At 54.6% G+C, this 26776-nt stretch carries 27 protein-coding genes, 2 tRNA genes and 1 riboswitch; of the genes, 17 read left to right on the forward strand and 12 right to left on the reverse strand.

Annotated features, from left to right (window positions below):
• Positions 1 to 4 precede the first annotated feature (4 nt).
• Together agp and SK53_RS07630 are read right to left on the reverse strand one after the other, a co-directional pair.
• A complete protein-coding gene (gene agp / locus SK53_RS07625; RefSeq protein WP_032657984.1) occupies positions 5 to 1246 on the reverse strand; it encodes a bifunctional glucose-1-phosphatase/inositol phosphatase in 1242 nt (413 codons plus the stop codon).
• Between the two features lie 92 nt (positions 1247 to 1338).
• Positions 1339 to 1839 (reverse strand): DedA family protein, encoded by a 501-nt coding sequence (locus tag SK53_RS07630; protein WP_003858113.1) that lies wholly within the window; start codon positions 1837 to 1839, stop codon positions 1339 to 1341.
• A 158-nt stretch (positions 1840 to 1997) separates the two neighbouring features.
• A riboswitch (M-box (ykoK) riboswitch) is annotated at positions 1998 to 2167 on the forward strand.
• A gap of 60 nt (positions 2168 to 2227) precedes the next feature.
• On the opposite strand from SK53_RS07630, the gene SK53_RS07635 reads away from it, so the two are divergent.
• Positions 2228 to 3229 (forward strand): magnesium transporter, encoded by a 1002-nt coding sequence (locus SK53_RS07635; RefSeq protein WP_003858115.1) that lies wholly within the window; start codon positions 2228 to 2230, stop codon positions 3227 to 3229.
• 42 nt (positions 3230 to 3271) lie between these two features.
• Here the strand turns inward: SK53_RS07635 and SK53_RS07640 are convergent.
• Positions 3272 to 3359 (reverse strand) — tRNA-Ser (locus SK53_RS07640).
• Positions 3360 to 3612: 253 nt separating this feature from the next.
• On the opposite strand from SK53_RS07640, the gene SK53_RS07645 reads away from it, so the two are divergent.
• On the forward strand, positions 3613 to 4131 hold the full coding sequence (locus tag SK53_RS07645) for a LuxR C-terminal-related transcriptional regulator (protein ID WP_003858117.1): 519 nt from the start codon (positions 3613 to 3615) through the stop codon (positions 4129 to 4131).
• Positions 4132 to 4171: 40 nt separating this feature from the next.
• On the opposite strand, the gene SK53_RS07650 is transcribed toward SK53_RS07645, so the two are convergent.
• The gene (locus SK53_RS07650) at positions 4172 to 5785 is read right to left on the reverse strand and encodes a mechanosensitive ion channel family protein (RefSeq protein ID WP_048208976.1); all 1614 of its coding nucleotides are present in this window, start codon (positions 5783 to 5785) and stop codon (positions 4172 to 4174) included.
• Between the two features lie 173 nt (positions 5786 to 5958).
• On the opposite strand from SK53_RS07650, the gene SK53_RS07655 reads away from it, so the two are divergent.
• Genes SK53_RS07655 through SK53_RS07665 form a run of 3 tightly spaced genes read left to right on the forward strand, consistent with a single transcriptional unit; the run spans position 5959 to position 8752 of the window.
• Positions 5959 to 6966, forward strand: a complete 1008-nt coding sequence (locus tag SK53_RS07655) for an ABC transporter substrate-binding protein (RefSeq protein ID WP_022650752.1) — start codon at positions 5959 to 5961, stop codon at positions 6964 to 6966.
• A complete protein-coding gene (locus tag SK53_RS07660; RefSeq protein WP_032608974.1) occupies positions 6963 to 7994 on the forward strand; it encodes a FecCD family ABC transporter permease in 1032 nt (343 codons plus the stop codon). Before SK53_RS07655 ends, SK53_RS07660 begins: the two co-directional genes overlap by 4 nt.
• Positions 7991 to 8752: an ABC transporter ATP-binding protein gene (locus tag SK53_RS07665; RefSeq protein WP_048208978.1), complete on the forward strand. Its 762-nt coding sequence runs from the start codon at positions 7991 to 7993 to the stop codon at positions 8750 to 8752. Before SK53_RS07660 ends, SK53_RS07665 begins: the two co-directional genes overlap by 4 nt.
• A 61-nt stretch (positions 8753 to 8813) precedes the next feature.
• On the opposite strand, the gene SK53_RS07670 is transcribed toward SK53_RS07665, so the two are convergent.
• Positions 8814 to 8901: transfer RNA gene (locus SK53_RS07670), tRNA-Ser, on the reverse strand.
• Positions 8902 to 9045: 144 nt separating this feature from the next.
• A complete protein-coding gene (locus tag SK53_RS07675) occupies positions 9046 to 10674 on the reverse strand; it encodes an ABC transporter substrate-binding protein (RefSeq protein ID WP_048208979.1) in 1629 nt (542 codons plus the stop codon).
• 270 nt (positions 10675 to 10944) lie between these two features.
• Here SK53_RS07675 and yccA point away from each other — a divergent pair, with 270 nt between their 5' ends.
• Both yccA and tusE read left to right on the forward strand, forming a co-directional pair.
• A complete protein-coding gene (gene yccA, locus SK53_RS07680) occupies positions 10945 to 11604 on the forward strand; it encodes an FtsH protease modulator YccA (protein WP_003858127.1) in 660 nt (219 codons plus the stop codon).
• 88 nt (positions 11605 to 11692) lie between these two features.
• Positions 11693 to 12022 (forward strand): sulfurtransferase TusE, encoded by a 330-nt coding sequence (gene tusE, locus SK53_RS07685; protein ID WP_032610197.1) that lies wholly within the window; start codon positions 11693 to 11695, stop codon positions 12020 to 12022.
• Here the strand turns inward: tusE and yccX are convergent.
• Complete coding sequence (gene yccX / locus SK53_RS07690; protein ID WP_017693676.1) at positions 12019 to 12300, reverse strand: acylphosphatase; 282 nt, start codon at positions 12298 to 12300, stop codon at positions 12019 to 12021. The two genes, tusE and yccX, sit on opposite strands and share 4 nt — an antisense overlap.
• A 93-nt stretch (positions 12301 to 12393) precedes the next feature.
• Between yccX and rlmI the strand changes: the two genes are divergently transcribed.
• Both rlmI and hspQ read left to right on the forward strand, forming a co-directional pair.
• Positions 12394 to 13584, forward strand: coding sequence for a 23S rRNA (cytosine(1962)-C(5))-methyltransferase RlmI (gene rlmI, locus SK53_RS07695; RefSeq protein ID WP_023315772.1), 1191 nt, complete (start codon positions 12394 to 12396; stop codon positions 13582 to 13584).
• Positions 13585 to 13644: 60 nt separating this feature from the next.
• The gene (gene hspQ / locus SK53_RS07700) at positions 13645 to 13962 is read left to right on the forward strand and encodes a heat shock protein HspQ (protein ID WP_003858136.1); all 318 of its coding nucleotides are present in this window, start codon (positions 13645 to 13647) and stop codon (positions 13960 to 13962) included.
• 32 nt (positions 13963 to 13994) lie between these two features.
• Here hspQ and SK53_RS07705 read toward each other — a convergent pair whose 3' ends face one another.
• A complete protein-coding gene (locus SK53_RS07705; protein ID WP_003858138.1) occupies positions 13995 to 14408 on the reverse strand; it encodes a CoA-binding protein in 414 nt (137 codons plus the stop codon).
• Positions 14409 to 14579: 171 nt separating this feature from the next.
• Here SK53_RS07705 and SK53_RS07710 point away from each other — a divergent pair, with 171 nt between their 5' ends.
• Both SK53_RS07710 and mgsA read left to right on the forward strand, forming a co-directional pair.
• Entirely contained in the window at positions 14580 to 15242 is a 663-nt protein-coding gene (locus SK53_RS07710) for a curli synthesis inhibitor (protein WP_023315770.1), read from the forward strand.
• Positions 15243 to 15322: 80 nt separating this feature from the next.
• Entirely contained in the window at positions 15323 to 15781 is a 459-nt protein-coding gene (gene mgsA / locus SK53_RS07715) for a methylglyoxal synthase (RefSeq protein WP_003858146.1), read from the forward strand.
• Positions 15782 to 15834: 53 nt separating this feature from the next.
• Here mgsA and helD read toward each other — a convergent pair whose 3' ends face one another.
• A complete protein-coding gene (gene helD / locus SK53_RS07720; RefSeq protein WP_048208981.1) occupies positions 15835 to 17889 on the reverse strand; it encodes a DNA helicase IV in 2055 nt (684 codons plus the stop codon).
• Between the two features lie 122 nt (positions 17890 to 18011).
• Here helD and SK53_RS07725 point away from each other — a divergent pair, with 122 nt between their 5' ends.
• Both SK53_RS07725 and yccS read left to right on the forward strand, forming a co-directional pair.
• The gene (locus SK53_RS07725) at positions 18012 to 18458 is read left to right on the forward strand and encodes a YccF domain-containing protein (protein ID WP_003858149.1); all 447 of its coding nucleotides are present in this window, start codon (positions 18012 to 18014) and stop codon (positions 18456 to 18458) included.
• An 18-nt stretch (positions 18459 to 18476) separates the two neighbouring features.
• Complete coding sequence (gene yccS, locus SK53_RS07730; RefSeq protein WP_048208983.1) at positions 18477 to 20639, forward strand: YccS family putative transporter; 2163 nt, start codon at positions 18477 to 18479, stop codon at positions 20637 to 20639.
• On the opposite strand, the gene SK53_RS07735 is transcribed toward yccS, so the two are convergent.
• A complete protein-coding gene (locus tag SK53_RS07735; protein WP_023315767.1) occupies positions 20596 to 21222 on the reverse strand; it encodes a TfoX/Sxy family DNA transformation protein in 627 nt (208 codons plus the stop codon). The two genes, yccS and SK53_RS07735, sit on opposite strands and share 44 nt — an antisense overlap.
• A gap of 217 nt (positions 21223 to 21439) precedes the next feature.
• Here SK53_RS07735 and sulA point away from each other — a divergent pair, with 217 nt between their 5' ends.
• Both sulA and ompA read left to right on the forward strand, forming a co-directional pair.
• Positions 21440 to 21949: an SOS-induced cell division inhibitor SulA gene (gene sulA / locus SK53_RS07740; protein WP_048209418.1), complete on the forward strand. Its 510-nt coding sequence runs from the start codon at positions 21440 to 21442 to the stop codon at positions 21947 to 21949.
• A gap of 356 nt (positions 21950 to 22305) precedes the next feature.
• Positions 22306 to 23358 carry a porin OmpA gene (gene ompA, locus SK53_RS07745; RefSeq protein ID WP_017694761.1) on the forward strand — a complete coding sequence of 351 codons (1053 nt, stop codon included), beginning with the start codon at positions 22306 to 22308 and terminating at the stop codon, positions 23356 to 23358.
• A gap of 65 nt (positions 23359 to 23423) precedes the next feature.
• On the opposite strand, the gene matP is transcribed toward ompA, so the two are convergent.
• On the reverse strand, positions 23424 to 23876 hold the full coding sequence (gene matP / locus SK53_RS07750; protein ID WP_003858158.1) for a macrodomain Ter protein MatP: 453 nt from the start codon (positions 23874 to 23876) through the stop codon (positions 23424 to 23426).
• 186 nt (positions 23877 to 24062) lie between these two features.
• Here matP and SK53_RS07755 point away from each other — a divergent pair, with 186 nt between their 5' ends.
• Together SK53_RS07755 and fabA are read left to right on the forward strand one after the other, a co-directional pair.
• Positions 24063 to 25823 carry an AAA family ATPase gene (locus SK53_RS07755; RefSeq protein ID WP_032608967.1) on the forward strand — a complete coding sequence of 587 codons (1761 nt, stop codon included), beginning with the start codon at positions 24063 to 24065 and terminating at the stop codon, positions 25821 to 25823.
• 68 nt (positions 25824 to 25891) lie between these two features.
• Positions 25892 to 26410: a bifunctional 3-hydroxydecanoyl-ACP dehydratase/trans-2-decenoyl-ACP isomerase gene (gene fabA / locus SK53_RS07760; protein WP_000227926.1), complete on the forward strand. Its 519-nt coding sequence runs from the start codon at positions 25892 to 25894 to the stop codon at positions 26408 to 26410.
• A gap of 71 nt (positions 26411 to 26481) precedes the next feature.
• On the opposite strand, the gene rmf is transcribed toward fabA, so the two are convergent.
• Entirely contained in the window at positions 26482 to 26649 is a 168-nt protein-coding gene (gene rmf / locus SK53_RS07765; RefSeq protein WP_003858162.1) for a ribosome modulation factor, read from the reverse strand.
• Positions 26650 to 26776: the final 127 nt, after the last annotated feature.

A 26776-nucleotide genomic window follows, 5' to 3' on the forward strand; every position in this document is an offset into this window, starting at 1 on the left:
TTTTCTATTTCGCCGCGTTATCCATCACCGCATTGAATTTATCGACAGGACAGAAGCCGTTGCCATCCACCGGACAGCCCTTCAGCTCCAGCGTCACGCGCTGCGCAGGGGATTGCAGCGACAGTACGCTAGCGTTACGCAGCTGATCTGAACTCTGGTAAACATACTCAATTTTCATCAGCTCCTGGTTAGTGTTTTTATCATGCCAGCGCTGGAAGACAATTTTACCGCCAATCGGGGTTCTTTCCTGCTGGTCGTGCAGCTGATAAGGCCTGAAGTCCAGCGCGGTCAGCAGCGAGGCGATGTTAGAGTCGTGCCCTACCAGCAGGGTGATTTTTGGCGCTTTTGCCTGGTCGGTCACCAGCGCTTTATCAATGTACTTCACCAGCGGTTTAGCCACGTTCTGCGCCACCTCCGTCGACGTAAACAGCGAGTCCTGATAGCCGTTTTTCAGCTTCGACAGCACGCGCCACTGCTGATCGGTTTTGATTTCCCCCCAGGCAACCTGGTCTGTCGGGAAGCCTTCGTAATACTGTAGCGTGAAAGCATCTACCAGCGAGTTACCCACCTTCAGCGGCCCGGAGACGCCCGGCTCTTTTTCATAATCGGCGCTGAACGTATCTTTCGCCTCCGTCAGGGAGCAGACTTTTTTCTCCTTGCAGGACGGCGAGTCGCTGTAGTTTGTCAGCTGTTCCAGCAGTTTGTAGCTTTCATCCAGCTGCATTTTCTGCCGTTCCGTCTCCATCGCTTTCAGCGCTTTCTCGCGAAACTCAGGGGAGTTATCGGTAATGACCGGATTGAAGGTGGGGTCCATGGTGCCCATTTTTTCCTGGTGATGCACAGGAACATCGCACCCGGGGAACGCGCCGGTGATAAAGAACTGCGCGGTCGCCACGGTGCGCTGGAGGCTGTTGGCGTAGGCATAGACGGTATCCGCTGGCGGGCATTCACCCGTCTTCACCATCCCCTGCTCTGCCAGCCACTCGCGCATATAGTGACCCATATACACTTCCAGTACGCCACCTTTGGTGGTGAGCTGTCCACCCGGGACGTCCCACTCCGGCCACTGCTTCGGCGTGGACTGCTCCAGCACGCTGCCGTTATTGGCAAGCGGCGCGCGCAGGTTGTGGCGGCTCATGATGAGCACCTGTTCCAGCTGATAGCCATCCGGCGTGTCCTGTGCCTGCGCCCCAAACGTCACTGAAAGCGTTCCTGCCACGGCGACAGCGAGTAGTGCTTTTCTCATCCCTTTTTCCTCATGCGTTTTTATCGTTACGCTGAGTGTGACAGACTGGTGACCGTTTTTTCGGGAAGCATTTCTCAAACTGATGAATACGTTCAGATGCTGATGCCGGTGACGATGCCGACATACAGCGCCGCCCATGCGCAGGCTGACAGCAGGCTAACGACGTAAACCTTCATCGCGCTCATCCTGAGCATGCCGGCCGCCAGCGGCACGATATAACGCAGCACCGCCAGGAAACGCGACGTGAACAGCGCGACTACGCCGTTCTTTTGCAGCTGATGCTGTACCCGCAGAATCTTATCGGCATGTTTTGCGGTGAGGCGTGACACCAGCCGGGTATGCCCCATCAGCTGGCCGATATGGTAATTCAGCACCGAACCTGCCGTAGCGCCCATCACCACCGCCAGCCACGTCATTCCGGGATGCAGACTCGACTGGCTGACGGCGATCCCCGCCATCAGCATGACCGATGCGGGCGGCAGCACCGAGGAGACCAGCACCGTCGATTTACTCAACGCCATAACAACGAGCAGCGCGAACAGATGCGTCGGATAATGCGCAAAATGATCCAGCAGCGTGTCCAGCCATGCCATTTTACTCTCTCCGGTAACAAATGAATTCTCCATTTAAAAAGAAAACAGTTTAATAAAACCTCAACATGCGTTTAATACTATTCATTTAAACCGTTCTTCAACATTATTAAAATTCCTCAGCAGCAGTTTTAAATAAGCGTATTATCCCTCTCGTTTTACAACGATCTCGTTATGGCGAGGCTCCTGTACAAATAAACGTTATCGCTCTGGTGGGTTCGAGAGAACCGGCACAGGGTAAAACAGGCACTGTCGAATCAAGGCTTTGTCAGTATAACTTCCCTTGCGGGATACGGTGTACAGTGCTGAACCCAGGACGTGGGGATCTCCTTTCCGACATGCCCTGTCTTGCTCGCCCCTGAGAGATTTTATTATTCAAAGGGAATTTACTATGTCTTACGCTATTCACAACCAAAACCTGGCTTTCAATGACAGCGCCATCGCGCAATATATGAATACCGATTTTATCGTTATTGATATTTCATTATGCGTGGCTCTGGCACGCGAGCAGTTCTTTGAAAAATTAAAAGATGATGATATTCCGTCGCATATTTTTATCGAAGATAACGGTCGCCTCGCGGGTTTGATCGCCGTACGCAAATTGTTGCAGGCCACCGACACCGTGCAGCCCGTTAAGGGGTTGATGATATCGGATTTTATTCAGCTCAAACCGGAAGATGAGCGGGCGGATGTCGCCGGGCTGCTGGCGCATGCGGGTGCGGATGTAGTGCCGGTGGTGACCCACGGCAAGCTGGTGGGCTGCCTTACCGAGCGTGAAATCGCCCATCTGCTGGAAGATGACGTTACTGAAGATGCCCAGCTTCAGGGGGCGACGCTGCCGCTGGAGAAGCCCTATCTGGAAACCAGCGCCTTCAGCCTGTGGAAGAAACGCTCCGTCTGGCTGCTGCTGCTGTTTGTCGCGGAAGCGTATACCAGCTCGGTGATCCAGCATTTTGAAGAGGCGCTGGAATCCGCCATTGCGCTGGCGTTCTTTATTCCGCTGCTGATTGGCACCGGCGGAAACAGCGGGACGCAGATCACCTCGACGCTGGTGCGCGCCATGGCGCTGGGTGAAGTCCACCTTCGCGATGTGGGTCGCGTGCTGCGCAAAGAGATGAGCACCTCGTTAATGATTGCCGCCACGCTGGGTCTGGCGGGTTGCGTTCGCGCCTGGATGATGGGCATTGGGATGGAAATCACGCTCATCGTCAGCCTGACGCTGGTCTGCATTACGCTGTGGAGCGCCATCGTCTCGTCGGTGATCCCGATGGTACTGAAACGCTGCAAAATCGACCCAGCGGTGGTCTCCGCACCGTTTATCGCCACGCTAATCGACGGCACCGGGCTGATTATCTACTTCAAAATTGCGCAGTATACGCTGGGGCTGGAATAACGAAAAAACCCTGCGATATTGCTATCGCAGGGTTTTCGAATTTGGCGGAAGCGTAGAGATTCGAACTCTAGAACCCTTTCGGGTCGCCGGTTTTCAAGACCGGTGCCTTCAACCGCTCGGCCACGCTTCCAAAGTGAGGCGCACTATAAACATCTCTGAGCATGATGTAAAGCACGAATTTGCATAACATTACACGTCTTCCGTCCTCCCCTTCCGTCCTGCTGATTTCTTCGCCATCGACTGGCTAAAATGTAAACATTTATTTTTACATTCATAACGTTTATTAGATTCGCGGGTGGTCATTTAGACTCTTTTTCGCACAACACTCATTAACCGTAGATCACTGCGTTAAGAGATAGCCATGACTTTATTTAACGACGATTATGAATTTTTTATTTATCAGTGATAACTATTACCTTTGCCATGGTGTATCAAGCTCCCTGACATCAACCCATTTGATTCGCGATGACGCGGATATTCACGATCTTGATGGGGTCGATCAGGCGATGGATTTTATCATTGCGATTGAACAGGATAAGTTACGCAATAAAACCATTCGGCAGGTCAAAAAAGTTAAGCGTGATTACATTGTCCTGATGCATGAGATAGAAGCCAACCGCGCAGTGAGAATCGATAATATTATCTATTCGTCGATGCATTTTACTGCTCACCCTTTTCAGCAGCTGATGCGCTTTTACCGGGCGCTCAGAACACACTCCTTTACGCGACGAGAATATGACGTGCTGAAGCTGTTTCATTTGGAAAACCATGAGATCGCGAAAAAGCTGCAATTGTCACAAAAAACGACCAGCACCTACCGCGTGAGGATCCTCGAGAAATTAAATATGCGCTCAAAAAACATTCTGGCGATGACCCGTGTAAAATCGGCGATCGTCGATTAAAAGCTGTAACATTTTGCCTTGCCACGGAAAAACCGGGCCGTCACGTTTCGCCCTGAGGGGGTTTGGCTGGCGCGGTATACCAGTTCTCTTTGGCAACCATCACGCTGCCCTCTGGCTGCATAACAAAATTCGGGGACATGATCTGCACGTTAAATTCGTTAAACACATCCTGTATCTGGCTATGCAGTTCATTGCGGGCAACCGCGAGGGACTGATCGGGCAGCAGGCGGACCTGCAATTCGTAAGCGATATACCAGTCCATTAACCCTAACTGGCGCACCAGCGGCGGCTCGGAAAGGTCAACCCCTTTTGCCCGTTTCGCGGCCAGCTCCAGCATGGCATGCACCTGACGCCATGGGGTGTCATAACCGATAGTGACGCTGACCGTCAGATTGAGGCTGCCATCGGGCTGTAGCGCGCTCAGGTTGGTGATCTTACCGCTCACCACCACCGCGTTGGGCACGGTAACGACATAATTTTCCCGGGTAATAATTTTGGTCGCCAGCATGCCAATTTCACTGACCTTACCTTCGTTATCCGCCACCCGAATGACATCGCCTTTACGCAGTGCGCGGGAGTAAATCAGGACCAGACCGCTCATGGCATGGTTCATCACCCCTGCCGAACCCAGCGTTAACATCAGTCCAAAGAAGACGCTAATACCTTTAAACGCCAGCGAGTTTGCACCGGGAAGAAACGGCCAGGCGGCGGAGAGAGCAAATAGCCAGACGGCAACGGAAATGAGCTTACGGGTAGCCCCCACGGTTTCCGGATGTACGCCGGGAAGTTGCAGACGACCAGCCTCCACCTGATTCAGCACCATCTTAAGAAGCTTCAGAATAAAAGCGGTAATGAGGAAAATGATCAGAACAATCGTCAGCCCCGGCAAGGCCGAGACAATCGCCAGGGCGATTTGCTGCACCACGCGAAGCGTCCAGTCTCCCAGCGACGTGCCCCACACCCGCGTCCACGGAAACAGACTGAATGCCCAGCTCAGCCAGACGTAAAAGCCGATCAACCCCAGCAGGAACATCAGCAAGGCGTAAAGCCGAATCTCAATGGCGCCAATGTACCGCCGCCAGCTTTGCGGCACCCGGCTGCGATTCTCCACAATACGCCGACGGTAGACGCGCCGGAACCAGCGCCAGGATCGCCACGCGCCGTAGCAGAGCAGCAACAGCGCCAGCAGGCCAGCGGCAGCTTTTACCGTCGACAGCGCCAGCCAGCCGGAATCGTATTGATCGCGCAGCGCCATTCTCTGTGCTTCCATGCGCGCCAGCACGCGCTGTGCGGCCTGATCGAGGGTAAGATCGTCCCCTTCGTCCAAATCCCCTTCCGTCAGCAGCATCACAGGTTTACCGTTCATCACTATCAGCCGTCCCTGCTGGTTATAGCGGGTCACGGGGACGATGCTGAGCGGCTCACGCACATCCGCCTCGGTAAAATTGCGCAGGGTGTTGCGGATGCGTAAAACGCGCTCTTCCGGCGTGGTCAGGCCAAATTTCGCCTGTAGCATGACGATGGGCTGATGGAAGATATAGACCGTTCGGGCGCGCTCCTGCTCCGTAGGCGCCTGGCGGGGCTCTGCGGCATACGATGAGAAGGCGCTCAGGGCGGCAAAACAGAACGCAAACGCGAGCAGGATCTTTTTCATCCTCACTCCCCCAGGTCAGAAATCTTGTTATTTTTCAGGCAACCCGCGAATGCCAGGTGGGTATGTTGAGAATAGTCCAGCCTTTCGTTTCTGCAACAAGCGACGGTGAGCGTGTTGCTCTCAATCGCAATATATGTATTATGTTATAACATAACAATTTCGGATAGCGTTCTATGTTACTTAAAAAAGGGTTATTTCTGGCTTCACTGCTCTCCATGGCACCTGCCGCTTTCGCCGCAACCACCTGGCCTCTCACGATTGAAAATTGCGGCGTAAAGCAGACCTTTACGCAGGCTCCTCAGCGCGTCGTGACCGTGGGTCAGCATGAAACAGAATTACTGCTCGCACTGGGGCTGGAGAAAACCATCGCCGCGACGTCAGTCTGGTTCGGCACGCTGCCACCCACGCTGGAGGATGCCGGGAAAAACCTCCCCCGGCTTGCGGATAATTCCCCCTCCTTTGAGGCCGTGGTAGGGCAGAAACCTGAACTCGTTCTCGCGCAGTATCACTGGCACATTGGTCCGCAGGGAGAAGTGGGAACCCGTGAACAGTTTGCGTCGCTGGGGATTAATACGTGGATCTCCCCTGCCGACTGCACGGATAAAACGGTAACGGAAACCTCAAACGCAGACGGAGCACGTAGCGCGCCGTTTTCACTGGCGGAAATTACGCGGGAAGTGACAGATCTGGCGACGATTTTTGATGTTTCCGCGCGAGGTGAGCAGCTCAATCGTGCGCTGGCGGAGCGTATTAAAAAGGCCCAGGCGCGCGCCTCCGCGAAACAACTTAGCGTCGTATTCTGGTTCTCCAGCAGCCGTCTGAATGGCGATCCCTGGGTGGCGGGGAATTACGGCGCGCCTGGCTGGATTAGCCGCACGCTGGGGTTGAAGAACATTATTGACTCTCACGACGAATGGCCCGCTGTAACGTGGGAACATATTGCCCGATCGCAGCCGGACGTGATTGTTATCGCCGGGATGTCGCGCAGGCTCTATCCTGCCGATGAGGTTGAGGTAAAAAAAGCGTTCTTGCGCAGTGACCCGGTGACAAAGAACATGCCTGCGGTCAGGAACAACCACATCATCGTGGTGCCAGCGATGTCGTTAAACCCTTCATTGCGTAACGTCGATGCGGTTGAGCTTATCAGCGATCGGCTGGCTTCTTTCCAGGATGAACAATGAGTCATTTCGCTTTTGACCGCCGCCAGCAGGGTTTACTGGCAGCAGGTGCCATGGCGCTGCCGCTGATGCTGGTCTTTGCCGCCAGTATCGGGGATATGCCGGTGTCGTATGCCAGTACCGGGAAAGCGATCCTCAACGGACTGGGTTTGACCTCTTATGCGTTGCCGCAAACGGAGGAAGGTATCGTCTGGCAATATCGCATGAGCCGGGCAGTAATGGCCGCGTGCAACGGCGGCGGCCTGGCGTTGTGCGGGCTGGTGTTACAGTCGATCCTGCGTAACCCTCTGGCTGAGCCTTATCTGCTGGGGATTTCCGCGGGCGCCTCGCTGGGGGCCGTCTGCGTGATGCTTCTCGGCATGGGGGGAAGCGTGATTGGCGTGAGCAGCGGTGCGTTTGTCGGCTCGTGCGCCGCCTTTGCGCTCATCATGGTGATAACAAACGGGATGAGTGAAAGCCCGTCGCGCATTTTGCTGGCTGGCATTGCGGGCACCCAGCTCTTCAACGCCATGACCGCGTACGTCGTCAGCACGTCCGCCAATGCCGAGCAGTCCCGTAGCGTCATGTTCTGGCTGCTGGGAAGTCTGAGCGGCGTGCGCTGGCCTGACGCGCTGCTGGCGCTGGCCGTTACGCTGGCGGGTTTACTGGTGGTATTGCTCTTTTCACGGGCGCTGGACACCTTCACCTTCGGGGATGAGGTCTCCACCACGCTGGGGATCCCGGTTACCGCCGTGCGTATTGTCTTATTGCTGACCTGTGCCATTGTTACCGCAACGCTGGTGAGCGCCACCGGCGCAGTGGGGTTTGTCGGGCTGGTCATTCCCCATGTGACGCGCATGCTATGCGGGCCGGGCCATCGTCGCTCGATCCCGCTGACGTTTCTTATCGGCGCCCACTTTATGATCCTCGCCGATATCGTCTCACGCACGCTGATTGTGCACCAGGTTCTCCCCATCGGGGTGGTGACTGCGCTGGTGGGCGCCCCCGTCTTTGTGGCGTTGCTTTATCAAAACCGAAAGGAGCATCCATGAATATTACTGTGGCCGGGTTAACCGTAACCCGACAAGCGCAGACGGTGCTTAAGAATATCGATCTCGACCTGCCATCCGGGCAGATTATCGGCCTGTTAGGGCCAAACGGCTCGGGCAAGTCGACGCTGCTGCGCTGTCTCGCCGGGCTGTTTCCACGACTCGGCGAACGCGTGGCGCTTAATGGCACAACGCTCGGCATGATGCCGCTGAAAAAACGCGCGCAGCACATGGCGTTTGTCCCGCAACATGCTGAGGTCGACGGAGAACTGACCGTTGAGGACATTGTCAGACTGGGGCGTACGCCCTACCGGAAAACATTCCAGAGAACCTCGCGCGACGATGAGGCTGCGGTTGAGCAGGCGATTGGTCTGATGCAGTTATGCCGCTTACGCCAGCGGCGATGGCACTCTTTGTCTGGCGGAGAGCGCCAGCGAAGCCAGATAGCCCGCGCGCTGGCCCAGCAGCCGCAGGTGCTGTTGCTCGATGAACCGACAAACCACCTGGACATTCAGCACCAGCTGGAGCTGATGCGGCTCGTTTCACAGCTGCCGCTTACGGTGGTGGTTGCACTGCACGATCTCAATCTTGCAGCCAATTATTGCCAGCGTCTGATCCTCCTGAAGGCCGGGCAGATCGCCGCCACGGGCGCGCCCGAAGCGGTTCTGACGCCGGCAAACATTGAGGACACCTGGTGCGTAAAAGCTCAGGTCTGCAAGGCCGACGCCGGGATCACGATAAGCTACAACATGGTGGCATGACGGAAGCCTGGCGCAAAAGCAAAAAACCCCTGCGATATTGCTATCGCAGGGGTTTCGAATTTGGCGGAAGCGTAGAGATTCGAACTCTAGAACCCTTTCGGGTCGCCGGTTTTCAAGACCGGTGCCTTCAACCGCTCGGCCACGCTTCCTAAGTGAGGCGAACTATAAACACCTCACCGCGCCCTGTAAAGAGTACGCGCATTCGTTCGCTTTAAAAATAGCCAAGATGCGTTTAATCGGTTGAATAGACGACAGATTGGCCGTTTTGGCAGCATAATATCCACCGCGGATCGTTAGTGCTTTTTGATGTACATATCTTTGGTGTAGTAGTACCCGAGCTTGTCTGGCGTGAAGCCCCCTACCCACGGTTTCACCAGGTGCGTGCGCACGTAATGATAAACAGGGATCGCCGGGACATCGCGTCCCAGCAGATCTTCTGCCTGCTGGTAGAATTTACCGCGCTCCTCCGCCGTTTTCGATTTCGCCGCGTTCACCAGTGCCCGATCGTAGTCCGGATTGCTGTACTGAGTGGTGTTTTGGCTGTCCCCGGTACGGAAGTTGTTCAGGAAGGTTGCCGCATCGTCGTAATCGGCAATCCAGGCGTAGCGTACCGCGTCAAAATTATGGGTGTGCATGGTATCAAGCATGGTTTTCCACTCCTGATTTTGCAGCTTCGCCTCCACGCCGAGGTTCTTCTTCCACATTGAGCTGGCGGCAATGGCAATACGCTGGTGCGATTCCGAAGTGTTATAGAGAAGATTAAAACTGAGCGGATGGCTGTCGTTAAATCCGGCTTCGGCCAGCAGCTTTTTCGCCTCGGCAATGCGTTTATCCATCGGCCAGCTGGCGTAATCCGGGTTCTGAAGCTTGACGCCGCCAATATCCGGCTGGCTGATGAGCCATGCCGGGCGCTGACCCTGCCCTAATACTTTATCGGCGATAATGTCTTTATCCAGCGCCAGGTTCAGCGCCTTGCGCACGCGGGCGTCGTTGAACGGCGGCCGGGTGGTGTTGAACTGATAATAATAGGTGGCAAGCTGCGGTGAAACGTCCAGCTCGCTCCCCAGCGTTTTCTTCAGCTGTGCAAACTGGTTGATCGGCACCGTGTAGACAATGTCGATTTCGCCCGCTTTATAGCGGTTGACGTCAGCGGCTTCAGAGGAAATGGGCAGATAGGTCACCTTGTTGATGACGGTATGTTCGTTATCCCAATATTTCGGGTTACGCACCGCGACAATGCGTTCGTTCACCACCCACTGTGACAGTTTATAGGCCCCGCTGCTGACAAAGTGCTCCGGTTTGGTCCACTTATCTCCGAAACGGCCCACCAGGACTTTATCTATTGGCACCAGAGACGGATGAGCCAGCATCGCCAGGAAAGCGGCGTTGGGTTGCGTGAGCGTCACTTCCAGCGTGCTGTCATTGATGGCTTTCACCCCCAGCGACTCGGGCGCTTTTTTGCCTTCTGCGATATCAGTGCCGTTGACGATACGCATACTGCCGGGATAGCTGGCATACGGAGAGGCGGTTTTCGGGTCGACCAGCCGCTGCCAGCTCCAGACAATATCTTCCGCGGTGATGGGGGTTCCATCGCTCCAGGTAATGCCCGGACGCAGATGGAACGTCCAGACGGTGTTGTCTTTATTTTCCCATTTCTCCGCCAGGCGCGGCTGGGTTTCACCTGCCGGAGAGACGTTGACCAGCCCGTCGAATAAATCGCTGATAATATTAAATTCGACATCGCTTTCGACTTTATGCGGGTCGAGCGAGGCGGGCTCAGTGCCGTTGTTCCTGACCAGTTCCTGCTTATCTGCCAGCTGGGTTCCTGCCGGCACCTTAGCCGCCCAGGTTGCCGTGCTGGCGCACAGGATCCCTGCGGTTAACAAAGAGAGTGTAAAGTGCGTGCGTGTTTGTGGTTTCATTTCCTTCGCCTTATTGTCTGTTTTTATGACGATCCGGAAATAACTCTTAGCGGCCTTAGGGAAATAACGCAATATTTTTCAGTGACCTATAAGAGGTTGATCTGAATACGCCCTACAAACCGCACTTCATTCTGAGTACAAAGGCTTTGCCAGAATAAAAAACCAGCATAATCCCTAAGGGGCTGAGTAAAGATGGGTAAAACCACTTTGCGTCTGCCGCGCCGTTTCCTATTCTTTGCGCTAATTACATCTGTCATAAGAGAGTGACTCATGGATCGTATAATTACTTCTTCACGCGACCGCACATCGCTACTCAGCACCCATAAGGTGCTGCGCAATACCTATTTCATGCTCAGCCTGACGCTGGCGTTTTCGGCGATCACCGCAACGGCCAGCACCGTACTGATGCTGCCTTCTCCAGGCCTGATCCTGACGCTGGTGGGTATGTACGGTCTGATGTTCCTGACCTACAAAACCGCGGATAAACCGGTGGGGATTCTCTCCGCGTTCGCCTTTACCGGCTTCCTGGGCTACATTCTGGGGCCAATCCTGAATGCCTATCTGTCTGCCGGAATGGGCGACGTGATTGGTATGGCGCTGGGCGGTACCGCGCTGGTGTTCTTCTGCTGCTCGGCCTACGTGCTGACCACCCGTAAGGACATGTCCTTCCTTGGCGGTATGCTGATGGCGGGTATCGTGATTGTACTGGTCGGTATGCTGGCGAACATCTTCCTGCAATTGCCTGCGCTGCATCTGGCAATCAGCGCGGTGTTTATCCTGATTTCATCCGGCGCAATCCTGTATGAAACCAGCAACATCATTCACGGCGGTGAGACGAACTATATCCGCGCCACCGTGAGCCTGTATGTGTCGCTGTACAACATTTTTGTCAGCCTGCTGAGCATCCTGGGCTTCGCCAGCCGCGATTAACTCACCGTGCTGTGAACAGGGCCCCGCTTATGCGGGGCTTTGTTTTTTTGGTAGACTGAGGCGGTTTTTGACTAAAGCGTGAATGAATATGTTGAGTTTTGAAGGCAAAGAGATCGAAACCGATAACGACGGTTATCTGAAAGAGAGCAGCCAGTGGAGCGAAGCGCTGGCGGAGAAAATTGCGGATAACGAAGGAATTACCCTCTCCCCGGAACACTGGGAAGTGGTGCGCTTCGTGCGAGAATTTTACCTTGAATTCAACACGTCGCCAGCTATCCGCATGCTGGTCAAAGCCATGGCGAATAAATTTGGCGAAGAGAAAGGCAACAGCCGTTATCTGTATCGCCTGTTTCCGAAAGGCCCGGCTAAACAGGCGACAAAAATCGCCGGCCTGCCAAAGCCGGTAAAATGCATTTAATAGCGAATACTGAAGTCAGCGTATTCCCGGTCGGGTTGATGCGGTTCCGTTAGCACCTTATCAACCCGCGCGCTGCGCGGCCCGCCCGCTTTCAGCCACGCCACCAACTTCTCAACCCGATCCGCCTCACCGCAGGCCACAACCTCCACGCTGCCATCATCCATGTTACGCGCATACCCCGTCAGCCCGAGCTGAAGGGCTTCGCGCTGGGTGCTGTAGCGGAATCCGACGCCCTGTACAAGGCCATGGACCCAGGCAATGGTGCAAACATTTGACATCATCCTTCTCCTTATCCGACTGGCGCGTTGCATTTCCTCACTGAAGTCGGGAAAATGGCGGCCATTTCATTGGAATCGACAGAATAGCAAATTATGAGTGTACGTTTAGTGTTAGCCAAAGGGCGCGAGAAGTCATTACTGCGCCGTCATCCCTGGGTCTTTTCCGGCGCGGTTGCCCGCATGGAAGGTAAAGCCAGCCTCGGTGAAACCATCGATATTGTTGACCATCAGGGGAAATGGTTAGCACGCGGCGCATACTCGCCTGCATCTCAGATCCGCGCGCGCGTCTGGACGTTCGATAAAGAAGAAGCCATCGATATCGACTTCTTTGTCCGTCGTCTGCAACAGGCGCAGCAGTGGCGTGAGTGGCTGGCAAAGCGTGACGGGCTGGACAGCTATCGTCTGATTGCCGGAGAGTCCGACGGGCTGCCGGGCGTGACCATTGACCGCTTCGGCAATTTCCTGGTGTTGCAGCTGCTGAGCGCCGGGGCGGAATACCAGCGTGCCGCGCTGATTAGCGCCCTGCAAACCCTGTTCCCGGAATGTGCCATTTACGACCGCAGCGACGTGGCGGTACGTAAAAAAGAGGGCATGGAGCTGACGCAAGGCCCGGTCACCGGCGAACTGCCGCCTGCCCTGCTGCCTATTGAAGAGCATGGCATGAAGCTGCTGGTGGATATCCAGGGCGGCCATAAGACCGGTTATTACCTCGACCAGCGTGACAGCCGTCTGGCAACGCGCCAGTACGTTGCCGATAGGCGCGTGCTGAACTGCTTCTCTTATACCGGCGGCTTTGCGGTCTCTGCCCTGATGGGCGGCTGTGCCCAGGTTGTGAGCGTCGACACCTCACAGGAAGCGCTGGACGTGGCGAAACAGAACGTTGAGCTGAACAAGCTGGATCTGAGCAAAGCGGAGTTTGTGCGCGACGACGTGTTCAAACTGCTGCGTAAATACCGCGACCAGGGCGAGAAATTTGACGTTATCGTGATGGACCCACCTAAGTTTGTAGAAAATAAAAGCCAGCTGATGGGCGCTTGCCGTGGCTATAAAGACATTAACATGCTGGCGATCCAGCTGCTGAACCCGGGCGGCGTACTGCTGACGTTCTCCTGCTCTGGCCTGATGACGACAGATTTATTCCAAAAAATCATCGCCGATGCCGCAATAGATGCGGGTCGTGATGTACAATTTATAGAGCAGTTCCGTCAGGCCGCCGATCACCCGGTGATCGCTACCTACCCGGAAGGGCTGTATCTGAAAGGGTTTGCCTGTCGCGTCATGTAACTTGAAAAGAGAAATATTGCCCGCACATAGTGTGTATGTAATGTTTCCCGGGAGGTGACTATGATTGCCAGCAAATTCGGTATCGGCCAGCAGGTCCGCCACACCTTGCTCGGATATTTGGGTGTGGTCGTGGATATCGACCCGGAGTATTCCCTTGATGAACCGTCAGCAGACGATCTGGCCGTTGACGCAGAGCTTCGCGCCGCGCCCTGGTATCATGTGGTTATGGAGGGCGACGATGGTCAGCCTGTCCATACCTATCTTGCCGAAGCGCAGCTGAGTGGTGAACTACAGGATGAGCATCCGGAACAACCCACTATGGACGAGCTTGCTCAGACCATCCGCAAACAGTTACAGGCACCAAGACTGCGTAACTAAAGGTGTAAAAAAGCCCGTCAAACGGGCTTTTTTTATTTTGCCAGCCCCAGACGGGGAATATCGATTGCCGGACAGCGATCCATCACCACTTTCAGCCCGGCATCGCGTGCCAGCACGGCCGCCTGCTCATTAATCACGCCCAGTTGCATCCACAGCGTTTTCGCGCCAATGGCGATCGCTTCCTGCGCCACGCCCCAGGCCGCTTCTGAATTACGAAAAACGTCCACCATATCCACCTTTTCCGGCACGTCCGCGAGCGTCGCATAACCCTGCTGACCCAGCAGCGTTTTCCCCGCCACCTTCGGCGAGACCGGGATCACGTGATATCCCTGGTCCAGAAGGTATTTCATGACCCGATAGCTTGGGCGATCCGGTTTATCGCTCGCGCCGACCAGCGCGATAGTGCGCGTGGTCGTCAGAATCTCGACAATGTCGTTCTCTTTCATGCTGTTCCTCCTGGTTATTTTCAAAGTGTACGTCAAAGCGAACATCTCAACCACGCATCCCATACAGAAGTATGAGGGCAAAACGGCAGAATATGTCTATATGTTAGTAAACGTGTTTATCGAAAAATTTTGATACATTCTTACCGGGTAGTTTGTCTACAGGAGTCTGCTATGAAAACCGGCATTGCCTGGGCTGTGGTTGCGTTAATCATGCCGGTTTGTGTTTTCGCAACTACTCTCAGACTCACAACCGACATTGACCTGCTGGTGCTGGACGGGAAAAAAGTCTCCAGCTCCCTGCTGCGGGGCGCAGACAGCATCGAGCTGGATAACGGCCCGCACCAGGTGGTTTTTCGGGTGGAAAAGACCATTCGCCTCGCCGACAACGAACAGCAGGTGTACATTTCGCCTCCGCTGGTGGTCAGCTTTAATACCCAGCGTATCAGCCAGGTCAATTTTCGTCTCCCGCGCCTTGAGACAGAAAAGGAGTCACTGGCATTTGATGCCTCGCCGCGCATTGAACTGGTGGACGGGGATTCCATGCCCATCCCGGTAAAGCTGGATATTCTGGCGCTGACAAAAAGGCCAAAGGGAACTGACTATGAAGCGGACACCGAGACCTACAACAGGGCCAGCAGGCGCGCCTCGCTGCCCCAGTTCGCCACCATGATGGCGGATGACAGTACCCTGCTTTCGGGCGTATCGGAGCTGGATGTACTCCCCCCTCAGTCGCAGACCCTTACTGAGCAACGTCTCAAGTTCTGGTTCCAGAATGCCGATCCGGACACGCGCGCCCGTTTTCTGCAATGGGCGAAACAGCAACCTTCGTCGTAAGCCACATTTTTTTGTCCTTTCTCTTGCAGCATCAGTCAGTTCCCGTCATCGTGTAGCGAGGTAACCTCACGGATAAGATTATGGAACTGACAACACGCACACTTCCGGCGCGCAAGCACATTGCTCTGGTTGCGCACGATCACTGTAAACAAATGCTGCTTAACTGGGTTCGTCGCCATCAGCCTCTTTTACAGCATCATGCCCTTTCTGCTACGGGAACAACCGGCAACCTGATCCACCGCGAAACTGGTCTGGAAGTGAATGCCATGCTGAGCGGCCCGATGGGGGGTGACCAGCAGGTAGGCGCTCAGATTTCAGAAGGTAAAATTGACGTTCTGATTTTCTTCTGGGATCCGCTGAACGCGGTTCCGCATGATCCGGACGTTAAAGCGCTGCTGCGTCTGGCTACGGTGTGGAACATTCCGGTAGCCACCAATCTTTCAACGGCAGATTTCATCATTGAATCGCCGCAGTTTAACGATCCGGTGGAGATTTTGATCCCGGATTATCAGCGTTATCTTGCGGAGAGACTGAAGTAGTTTTTTGCCCGGTGGCGCTGCGCTTACCGGGCCTACAGAATTTGCCCGGCGCGTTACGGCTTTCTCGTCACCGGCACGTCAATACTCTTCAAAATATCGACAAACACCGACGGCTCCTCTTTGTTGAACAAGAGCCACACGCGATGGCGCGCGCGGGTTATCGCCACGTACAGTAAGCGCCGCTCCTCTGCATCCGGAAAATCTTCCGGAACAGGTAATAACGCCTCTTCCATCACGGATTCCCGCGCCGGCGCCGGGAAACCGTCGCTCCCCTCTTTTAGCCCCACCACAATCACGTAGTCGGCCTGCTGCCCTTTACTGGCATGAATGGTCATGAAATCGAGCTGTAGTTTTGGCCAGCGCGTCGCCGCTTTTTCCAGCGCCGTCGGCTTGAGGTGGTGGTAACGCGCCAGCACCAGAATTCGTTCATCCGGTTTCGCATAGCCGCTCAGTTTATCCAGCAGCGGTTCCAGCTGATCGTCCGCCAGCAGCGTGACGGCCTTTTTATCCCCAGACCTCAGGCTGTTAAGCGGTTTCGACAGCTGATGCGGGTTCTGCTGAATAAAACGGTTGGCTATTTCGCCAATCCGCGAGTTGAAGCGGTAGGTGGTGTCCAGATCGCTGCGATCGCCTTCCCCAAAATAGTGGTGGAAGGCCGTCGTGAGAGAAAGTTGCGCCCCGCTGAAACGGTAGATAGCCTGCCAGTCATCGCCCACGGCAAACAGCGACGTGTGTTTATTCTGCGCCCGCAGCGCCGAAAGCAGCGCAGCGCGCTGCGGCGAGATGTCCTGAAACTCATCCACCAGAATGTGTTTCCACGGGCTGACGAAGCGCCCTTTCTCCAGAATGATAATGGCCTGATGGATCAGCCCCGAAAAATCGACCGCGTTTTCGTCTTTCAGCGCGGTTTTCCACGCTTTCAGCATCGGCGCCATCAGCTTAACCCGCTTAGAAAACACGGCGCGGATCGACTCCGGTGCGCTTTCTATCATCTCCGCCTGAGAGCCGCCGTGCATGCGCATCAGGCTTACCCACCGGTCTAGACGAGAGCCCAGCCGGCGCGCCAGCTTTTCATCCTGCCAGAAGCTGCCCTCCGGCACCTCCCAGTTGAGTTCCTCTTCAAGCCACTGACGCCAGCCTTTCGCCTGCGCCTTTTTTTCACTGCACTGCTGACGCCATGCCTTGATAAACAGCGTCTGGCGAGCCTGAGCGTCGTTCTCCAGCTTGCTGACAACAGGGACTTTTTTGCTGCCCTGTTGAATGATGTGTAAAGCGAGGGAGTGGAACGTGCGCGCCGAGATATCCTGGGTATGCAAACGCGCCTGAATGCGCTCATCCATCTCCTGCGCCGCCTTGCGACCAAAGGCCAGCAGCAAAATCTGGTCGGCAACCGCCTCGCCCGTTGTCAGAAGCCAGCCCGCGCGTGCCACCAGCACCGACGTTTTGCCGCTCCCGGCGCCTGCCAGCACTAAAAGAGACTGCTCGCCATTCACCACGGCGCGCGCCTGGGCAGGATTGAGGGGTGATGATTCCACCGTACTGAAAAAATCGGCATATTGCGTAAGCATCGCCTCAGTCCAGGCCTGGTTATGCGCCAGACGGCTTTTCTCGATATCGTTCAGCCAGGCCTGACACTTCCGCCACGCGTCGCGGCAGTTATCAAATTCCTCAAGCCGCGCCACCGGTAAAGGCAATGCCATCAGCGCCTGGGCAATTTTTTGCTGAAGCCCGGCGGTTTGCTGGCGCGTCAGCCACTTCTGCTGCGTATTGCTTAGCGCGATATCGTCCAGCACCTGTTGCAGCACCTGTGCGGCTATCACGCTCATCTCCTGGCTCCACTGTTGCCAGCGCGTATTCAGATGGTAGTGGAAGCGTTGGGTTTCCGCCCACTCGGTCCCGTGAAGCCGCACCACTTTGTCTGACGGCAAGACGAACTCCAGCTCCCCCCATACCAGCCCTCGTTTACAATGAATGGCCAGTAGCTGATTAAACGGAATAAGATATTCGTGGCGTTCCCCGGAGACTTTCACTCCCGCATTGAGAAGGACAACCTTGTCGTAAGGGTGCTGCGCCAGGCGTTTGCCCATTGAAGTTGCTTTCAGTTCCATATCCTGCCGGATCCACGAGGTCATAATTTGTCAGACAGTTTAACTGCCAGTTTTAAGGTGCTCCAGCCCAAAAAAACGTTACAATCACCGGGCGTTAATCATATCGAAGGAAATGAGGGTTTATGCGTACCGTTCTGAATGTGTTGAATTTTGTCCTTGGCGGTTTTGCCACCACCCTTTCCTGGCTTTTTGCCACCCTGGTGAGCATTGTGCTCATCTTCACCCTTCCGCTGACGCGCTCCTGCTGGGAAATCACCAAACTGTCCCTCGTTCCTTATGGAAATGAAGCCGTGCACGTGGATGAGCTGGAGCCGGAAAGAAAAAATGCCCTGATGAATACCGGCGGCACGCTGCTGAATATTTTATGGCTGATCTTCTTTGGCTGGTGGCTGTGTCTGATGCATATTTTCGCCGGCATCGCCCAGTGCATTACGATTATTGGCATTCCGGTTGGCATCGCTAATTTCAAAATTGCCACCATCGCCCTGTGGCCGGTAGGACGCCGAGTTGTCCCGGTCGAAGTCGCGCAAGCCGCGCGTGAAGCCAATGCCCGTCGTCGTTTTCAGTAATAAGGACTGGCCGCTCTCATGCTAAGCCCCCTGCTTCGTCGCTATACATGGAACAGTAACTGGCTGTATAACGTCAGGATTTTTATCGCCCTCTGCGGCACCGTCGCTCTGCCGTGGTGGCTGAATGATGTGAAGCTCACCATCCCCCTCACGCTTGGGGTGGTGGCCGGTGCGCTGGCGGATCTCGACGACCGCCTGGCCGGTCGTTTGCGTAATCTGGTCATCACGCTGGTCTGCTTCTTTATTGCTTCCGCCTCCGTTGAGCTGCTTTTCCCGTGGCCCTGGCTGTTTGCCTTAGGGCTGACGGTGTCCACCAGCGGCTTCATTTTGCTCGGCGGCCTCGGGCAGCGCTACGCCACTATCGCGTTTGGCGCCCTGCTGATTGCCATTTACACCATGCTGGGCGTCTCTCTTTACGAGCAGTGGTATCAGCAACCGGTCCTGCTGCTGTTGGGTGCTATCTGGTATAACCTGCTGACCTTAACCGGGCATCTTATTTTTCCGGTTCGTGCCTTACAGGACAACATTGCCCGCAGTTACGAACAGCTGGCCCACTATCTGGAGCTGAAATCCCGGCTGTTTGATCCGGATATTGAAGAGGACAGTCAGGCGCCCCTGTACGATCTGGCGCTGGCAAATGGCCAGCTGGTCGCTACGCTGAACCAGACCAAAGCGTCTCTGCTCACCCGTCTGCGCGGCGATCGCGGTCAGCGCGGTACACGGCGCACACTGCACTACTATTTTGTCGCCCAGGATATTCACGAGCGCGCCAGCTCCTCGCATGTGCAGTACGCTGACCTGCGCGAGAAATTCCGCTATAGCGACGTGATGTTCCGTTTCCAGCGCCTGCTGTCGATGCAGTCTCAGGCCTGCCAGCAACTTGCGCGCTCAATACTGCTGCGCACGCCCTATCAGCACGATCCGCGCTTTGAACGCGCATTCAGCCACCAGGATGCGGCGCTCGATCGCGTTCAGGCCAGTGGGACATCACCGGAACAGTTCAAAGCCCTGGGATTCCTGCTCAACAACCTGAGAGCCATTGATGCTCAGCTCGCCACCATTGAGTCTGAACAGGCGATGGCGATGCCGGGCAATGACGCTGACAACCAGCTTGCCGACGACAGTCTCAACGGTTTCAGCGATATGTGGCTGCGCCTGAGCCGTCATTTTACGCCGGAATCCGCCCTCTTTCGCCATGCGGTAAGGATGTCGCTGGTACTGTGCGTCGGCTACGCGTTTATCCAGATAACAGGATTGCACCACGGCTACTGGATCCTGTTGACCAGCCTGTTTGTCTGCCAGCCGAACTATAACGCTACCCGCCATCGGCTCGCGCTGCGTATTGTCGGGACATTAGTCGGGGTCGCCATCGGGCTGCCGGTGCTCTACTTTGTGCCATCCGTAGAAGGGCAACTGATCCTGATTGTGATTACCGGTGTACTGTTCTTCGCTTTCCGCAATGTGCAGTATGCCCACGCCACGATGTTCATCACGCTGCTGGTGCTGCTCTGCTTCAATCTGCTGGGTGAAGGCTTTGAGGTGGCCCTCCCCCGTGTGATTGACACGCTAATCGGCTGCGCCATCGCCTGGGCGGCGGTGAGTTTTATCTGGCCTGACTGGCGTTTCCGAAATTTACCGCGCGTGTCCGACAGAGCAATGAACGCCAACTGCCGCTACCTGGATGCTATTCTTGAGCAATACCATCAGGGTCGCGATAACCGTCTGGCCTATCGGATTGCCCGTCGCGATGCGCATAACACTGACGCAGAGCTGGCTTCCGTTGTCTCGAATATGTCAACTGAGCCGCGCGCTACGGCAGAAATCCGTGAGACAGCCTTCCGCCTGCTGTGTCTGAACCACACGTTCACCAGCTATATCTCTACCCTTGGCGCCCACCGAGAGAAACTGACGAATCCGGACATCCTGGCGCTGCTGGACGACGCCGTTTGCTACGTTGATGATGCGCTTCATCATCAACCTGCGGATGAGCCACGGGTTCACCAGGCACTGGATGAACTGGTGCAACGTATCGCACACCTTGATCCAGGCACCGACAACAAAGCTCCACTGGTCCTTCAGCAAATTGGCCTGCTTATCGCTTTGCTGCCGGAAATTTGTCGGCTGCGACAGCAGATCGCTACCTGGCGGAATGATGGCCCTGCGACTCAGGCAGCGCATTAAACCACTCCGTAAGCTCCCGGCGAATATCCGCCGGGAGTGCCGCTTCATGTAACCCTTCAATCGCGCCTTCAAGCGCGAACAATACCCGGATACTCAGCGCTTTATTCTTCGAGCGCATTTTCAGCCAGCTCGTCTTCGCCCCCAACTGTCGTAGCGTCTCTTCATTGGTAATGCCCGCCTCCATAAGCAGGACCTCAATCTGAAAGGTCAGGTTCGGCAGATCTTTAAGCCGGTTACGCTGATGGCGCTGGTAGCGCTCTTTCCTGGCGGCATCGAGCGCAAACGAGGAGAGCTGAAGCAGTTTTTCCCTGTTTTGCCACAGACCTTCGTCCACACGGTAGTAATTAAGCAGCACTGGGCGTCCTCGTTTCATCAGGGTCAGAAAAGAGGAAGCGTTTTTTACACAGTATTTTGCACTTTGCTCACAGGCGCGAAGGTACAGCTCGCCGTCAGACACCATCGCGAACACCGCTTCATCCACGGCCAGGGTATAACCGCCAAACAGGGCGCGATGATGAATTTCGCCCAGCGGAGAGAGGTATTCTTGAGATTGATAAATCCGCTCATAAGATATCTTTTTCATGATAATTCCATTAAAAATCATACAGTAACCACGATATTTCTTACTAACGGATCCGTTAGCAGGAAAATAGGCAACTTATTGCCGTTGGGCAAGATGATTTTTTCATGTTCACCAGGAATGGATGAAATTTGCGAGTCGCTTTCCGAAAATGAGGTTGATCTTTATGCATACAGGGGTTACTGTATATCCATACAGTAACTACAGGGCTGGAATGATTATGTACACTTCAGGCTATGCAAATCACTTAACACCTTCTACTTCTGCCGCAGGCAATGCTGCGCAGAATTCTATCGGGCGTGAATCGACAGGGCTTATCAGTGAAGTGGTTTACCGTGAAGACCAGCCGCTGTTGACACAACTCTTACTCCTGCCGCTTTTGCAGCAGCTCGGGCAACAGTCTCGCTGGCAGCTCTGGCTGACGCCACAGCAAAAATTAAGTCGCGAATGGGTTCAGTCGGCTGGGCTGCCGTTAGCGAAGGTGATGCAGATTAATCAACTCTCCCCTTGCGATACGGTCGAGTCGATGGTCCGGGCATTACGTACCGGGAACTATAGCGTCGTGATTGGGTGGTTGCATGAGGATCTGTCGCAAGAGGAACATTTGCGTCTGACTGAAGCGGCTGAAGAAGGTAACGCGATGGGTTTCATCATGCGGCCAGTTCGTGGAGATTCCTATCGCAGAGGACAACATCCCGGGCTAAAAATTCACTCAAATGTGTACCATTGAGTGATTTTAAGAGTTTTCCTGGAATTTTTTTCGACCGCAGTATGCAAAAAAAGTTCAACGCGCCAAAACTGCGGCAAGTCTTGTCTGACGCGGTTCTCGTTAATTTTACTGCACAAAATTCGTTCAAAAATTGTTAAATATTAGGTATACGGAACTTTTTTTTTCATATGCCTGACGGACTTCACACTTGTAAGTTTTCAGCTACGTTGTAGACTTTACATCGCCAGGGGTGCTCGGCCTAAGCCGAAGATATCGGTAGGTTTATATTTGACCACGCCCCCCGGTGAAGGATTTAACCGTGATTCCTCCGATGGAGATATTCATGGCAAATTTTGGATGATAACGAGGCGCAAAAAATGAAAAAGACAGCTATCGCGATTGCAGTGGCACTGGCTGGCTTCGCTACCGTAGCGCAGGCCGCTCCGAAAGATAATACCTGGTATGCAGGTGGTAAACTGGGCTGGTCTCAGTTCCATGACACCGGTTGGTACAACAGCAGCCTGAACAACGATGGCCCTACTCACGAGAGCCAGCTGGGTGCAGGTGCGTTCGGTGGCTATCAGGTTAACCCGTATGTTGGCTTTGAAATGGGTTACGACTGGTTAGGTCGTATGCCTTACAAAGGCGACAACGTAAATGGCGCTTTCAAAGCTCAAGGCGTACAGCTGACCGCTAAACTGGGTTACCCAGTAACTGACGATCTGGACGTGTACACCCGTCTGGGCGGCATGGTATGGCGTGCAGACTCCAGCAACAGCATCGCTGGTGACGACCACGACACGGGTGTTTCCCCAGTATTCGCTGGTGGCGTTGAGTGGGCAATGACCCGTGACATCGCTACCCGTCTGGAATACCAGTGGGTTAACAACATCGGTGACGGTGCTACCGTTGGCGTTCGTCCAGACAACGGCATGCTGAGCGTTGGTGTTTCTTACCGTTTCGGTCAGCAGGAAGATGCGCCAGTCGTAGCTCCAGCTCCGGCTCCAGCGCCAGAAGTACAGACCAAGCACTTCACTCTGAAGTCTGACGTTCTGTTCAACTTCAACAAAGCTACCCTGAAACCAGAAGGTCAGCAGGCACTGGATCAGCTGTACACCCAGCTGAGCAACCTGGATCCTAAAGACGGTTCTGTAGTGGTTCTGGGCTTCACCGACCGTATCGGTTCTGACGCTTACAACCAGGGTCTGTCTGAGAAACGTGCTCAGTCTGTAGTTGATTACCTGGTATCTAAAGGTATCCCAGCTAACAAGATCTCCCCACGTGGTATGGGCGAATCTAACCCAGTTACCGGTTCTACCTGTGACAACGTGAAACCACGCGCTGCACTGATCGACTGCCTGGCACCAGATCGTCGCGTAGAGATCGAAGTTAAAGGTATCAAAGACGTTGTAACTCAGCCTGCGGCATAAGTTATCGTCTTATAAAAAAACCCCGCCATGCGGGGTTTTTTATTATCTGAAGAAAAGCAAAACGCTTATTTTTTACCTAACAGTGCCTGTAGATCGTTCTTCAGCGTCGACATCTGGCTGGCATACTTCTCTTTGTGCTCGGCATCTTCAATCAGCTGCACCACCGTTTCCGACAGGGTTTTCCCGCGCCGTTGCGCAAGCCCGGCCAGACGCTGCCAGACCATAAACTCCAGGTCGATGGATTTCTTACGGGTGTGCTGATGCTCGGCATTGAAATGCCGTTTACGACGAGCACGGATAGTTTGCTTCATCCGGTTTAACAGGGCCGGATTAATGTGTTTCTCAATCCAGCCGTTGACCAGTACCGGTTCGTTTTCGAGGGTCAGCAACATATCCACAGCTTCTTGCGCCGCGCTGGCTTCGATGTAGCAGGTGATCAGCTCCCCTTCACGGTGCTTTTTGACCAGGTACTTCCATTTCCAGCCGCTTTCGAGGTTTTCCAGTTGTTGATATTTCATTGCGATCTCAGTGTTACCGTGTAACTCTGTTCAGAATATCAGTTTTTTGGCAATCTGCTGAAAAGAAATCATATCCTGTGAAACGCCGCAGGCGATCCGCATGACGAAAACCCGAATCCTGATTGGGCAGAGTGCGCCGCTTACGGTATACTCCACGGTTTTACTTCTGACTAAAAAACATCAACTTTGACCATTACGAAACTTGCATGGCGTGACCTGGTTCCGGATACCGAGAGCTATCAGGAGCTGTTTGCACAGCCAGACCTCACAAAAGAACACGAATTCATACTTAGCGATACACAACCGCGTTTGCATTACGCGCTGGAGCAGATGTCATCCCCATGGGCTACATCTCCTTTCATGCTGCTCAAAGCCCCGGAAGAAGCCGAGTATCTGACGCTTCTCGGTGATGCCATGCGCCAGTTGCAGCCAAAAACGAATGCCGTTTTTGGTGGCCAGTATCATATTGCCGGACGTGACGTGACGTACGAACCTGCCACGCAGGCAGACGGACAGTTCGCTGCAAAAGGCGAGGTGATCACCGCCAACTGGGTGGAAGCAGAACAGCTGTTCGGCTGCCTTCGTCAGTTCAATGGCGATGTGTCACTGCAACCGGGGCTGGTACACCGCGCGAATGGCGGCGTGTTGCTCATCTCCCTTCGCACCCTGCTTGCTCAGCCTCTGCTGTGGATGCGCCTGAAAACGGTGGTGACGCAGCAACGTTTTGACTGGGTAGGCTACGACGATTCGCGTCCGCTGCCTGTATCCATTCCGTCTATGCCGCTGTCGCTGACCGTCGTGCTGACGGGCGACCGTGAATCTCTGGCTGATTTCCAGGAAATGGAGCCAGAACTCGCGGAGCAGGCTGTCTATAGCGAATTTGAAGATAATATTCAGATCGCCGATGCCGATGACATGGCGCAGTGGTGTCAGTGGGTTATGGCCGTGGCGGAACGTTTCGCACTGCCCTCGCCTGCCGAGGATGCGTGGCCGGGCTTAATCCGCGAGGCCGTACGCTACACTGGCGATCAGGAAACCCTGCCGCTCTGCCCGCTCTGGATCGGTAAACAGCTGCGTGAAGTGGGGGTTATCAGCGGTAACGGTCCGTTTACCGGTGAGCAGCTTAGCCAGATGCTGGCCCAGCGTGAATGGCGTGAAGGTTATCTTGCTGACCGTATGCAGGATGAAATTCTGCTGGAACAGATTCTGGTGGAGACCGAAGGCGAACGTATCGGGCAAATCAACGCCTTGTCCGTCATCGAGTTCCCCGGACACCCGCGCGCCTTTGGTGAGCCTTCCCGTATCAGCTGTGTCGTACACATTGGTGACGGCGAATTTACCGATATCGAACGCAAGGCCGAACTGGGCGGAAACATTCATGCCAAAGGCATGATGATCATGCAGGCGTTCCTGATGTCTGAACTTCAGCTCGAGCAGCAGATCCCCTTCTCTGCCTCGTTGACCTTTGAGCAGTCCTACAGTGAAGTCGACGGCGACAGCGCCTCAATGGCGGAGCTGTGTGCCGTGATCAGCGCGCTTGCAGACGTGCCGATTAACCAGAATATTGCGATTACCGGGTCCGTGGATCAGTTTGGCCGTGCCCAACCGGTGGGCGGACTGAATGAGAAAATCGAAGGCTTCTTCGCAATCTGCCAGCAGCGCGGTTTAAACGGCAAACAGGGCGTGATTATTCCGGCACCTAACGCTCGCCATTTGAGCCTGAGCCAGGCGATTCTGGATGCGGTAGAGCAGGAACAATTCACCGTCTGGGCCATCGAAGGGGTTGAGGATGCACTACCCTTACTGACAAACCTGGTCTGGGACGGCGAAGGCCAGACAACCCTGATGCAGACCATTCAGGAACGTATAGCTCAGGCGACACAGCAGGATGCTCGTCATCGTTATCCGTGGCCGTTACGCTGGTTAAGTTGGTTTAGTGCGAACTGATCGGACTTGTTCAGCGTACACGTGTTAGCTATCCTGCGTCCTTCACTAAAATAAGGCTTACTGAGAACATGGTAGATAAACGCGAATCCTATACTAAAGAAGACCTTCTTGCCTCTGGTCGCGGTGAACTGTTTGGCGCGAAAGGCCCGCAGTTACCAGCCCCAAATATGCTGATGATGGACCGTGTCGTGAAAATGACCGAAACCGGCGGCAACTTTGATAAGGGTTACGTAGAAGCAGAACTCGATATCAACCCGGACCTGTGGTTCTTCGGTTGCCACTTTATTGGCGATCCGGTAATGCCTGGCTGCCTGGGCCTCGATGCCATGTGGCAGCTGGTTGGCTTCTATCTGGGCTGGCTTGGCGGTGAAGGCAAAGGCCGTGCGTTGGGCGTAGGCGAAGTGAAATTCACCGGTCAGGTTCTGCCTACCGCGAAGAAAGTCACCTACCGTATCCATTTCAAACGCATCGTTAACCGCCGCCTGATTATGGGCCTGGCGGACGGTGAAGTGCTGGTAGATGGTCGCCTGATCTATACCGCGAACGACCTGAAAGTGGGTCTGTTCCAGGATACCTCCGCTTTCTGATAACGGCTTTTAGCCCCATCCAGAAAGGCGAAACCTCCGCATTGCGGAGGTTTCTTTTTAAAGAGACGGTATCAAGCAAGTACTGCCCTGTCTCCGATGGCTTCTCGCCAGCCCCCTAGCCATTGGGACCTTTGATTCAGGGCCTGATAGGGACACATTTCTTTTGAACGTCCGGCGATGCCAGCCTGATAACCACGTTGATGAGCCCTTTCCAGGCGATCTCGTTTCTGTCTCTTCATGCCTCGTTTCCCTCATTCTTTTGTCTGGTGGAAAGAAAACAGTGGTTGCAATATGTGCAAGCACAGTTAACGAATACCCCGAATCGACGTCAGCGTCAACGTTCAAAATTCATACGGGTGTCATATT

The sequence above is a fragment of the Enterobacter sp. MGH119 genome, from assembly GCF_001037675.1.
GTDB lineage: Bacteria > Pseudomonadota > Gammaproteobacteria > Enterobacterales > Enterobacteriaceae > Enterobacter > Enterobacter hormaechei_C.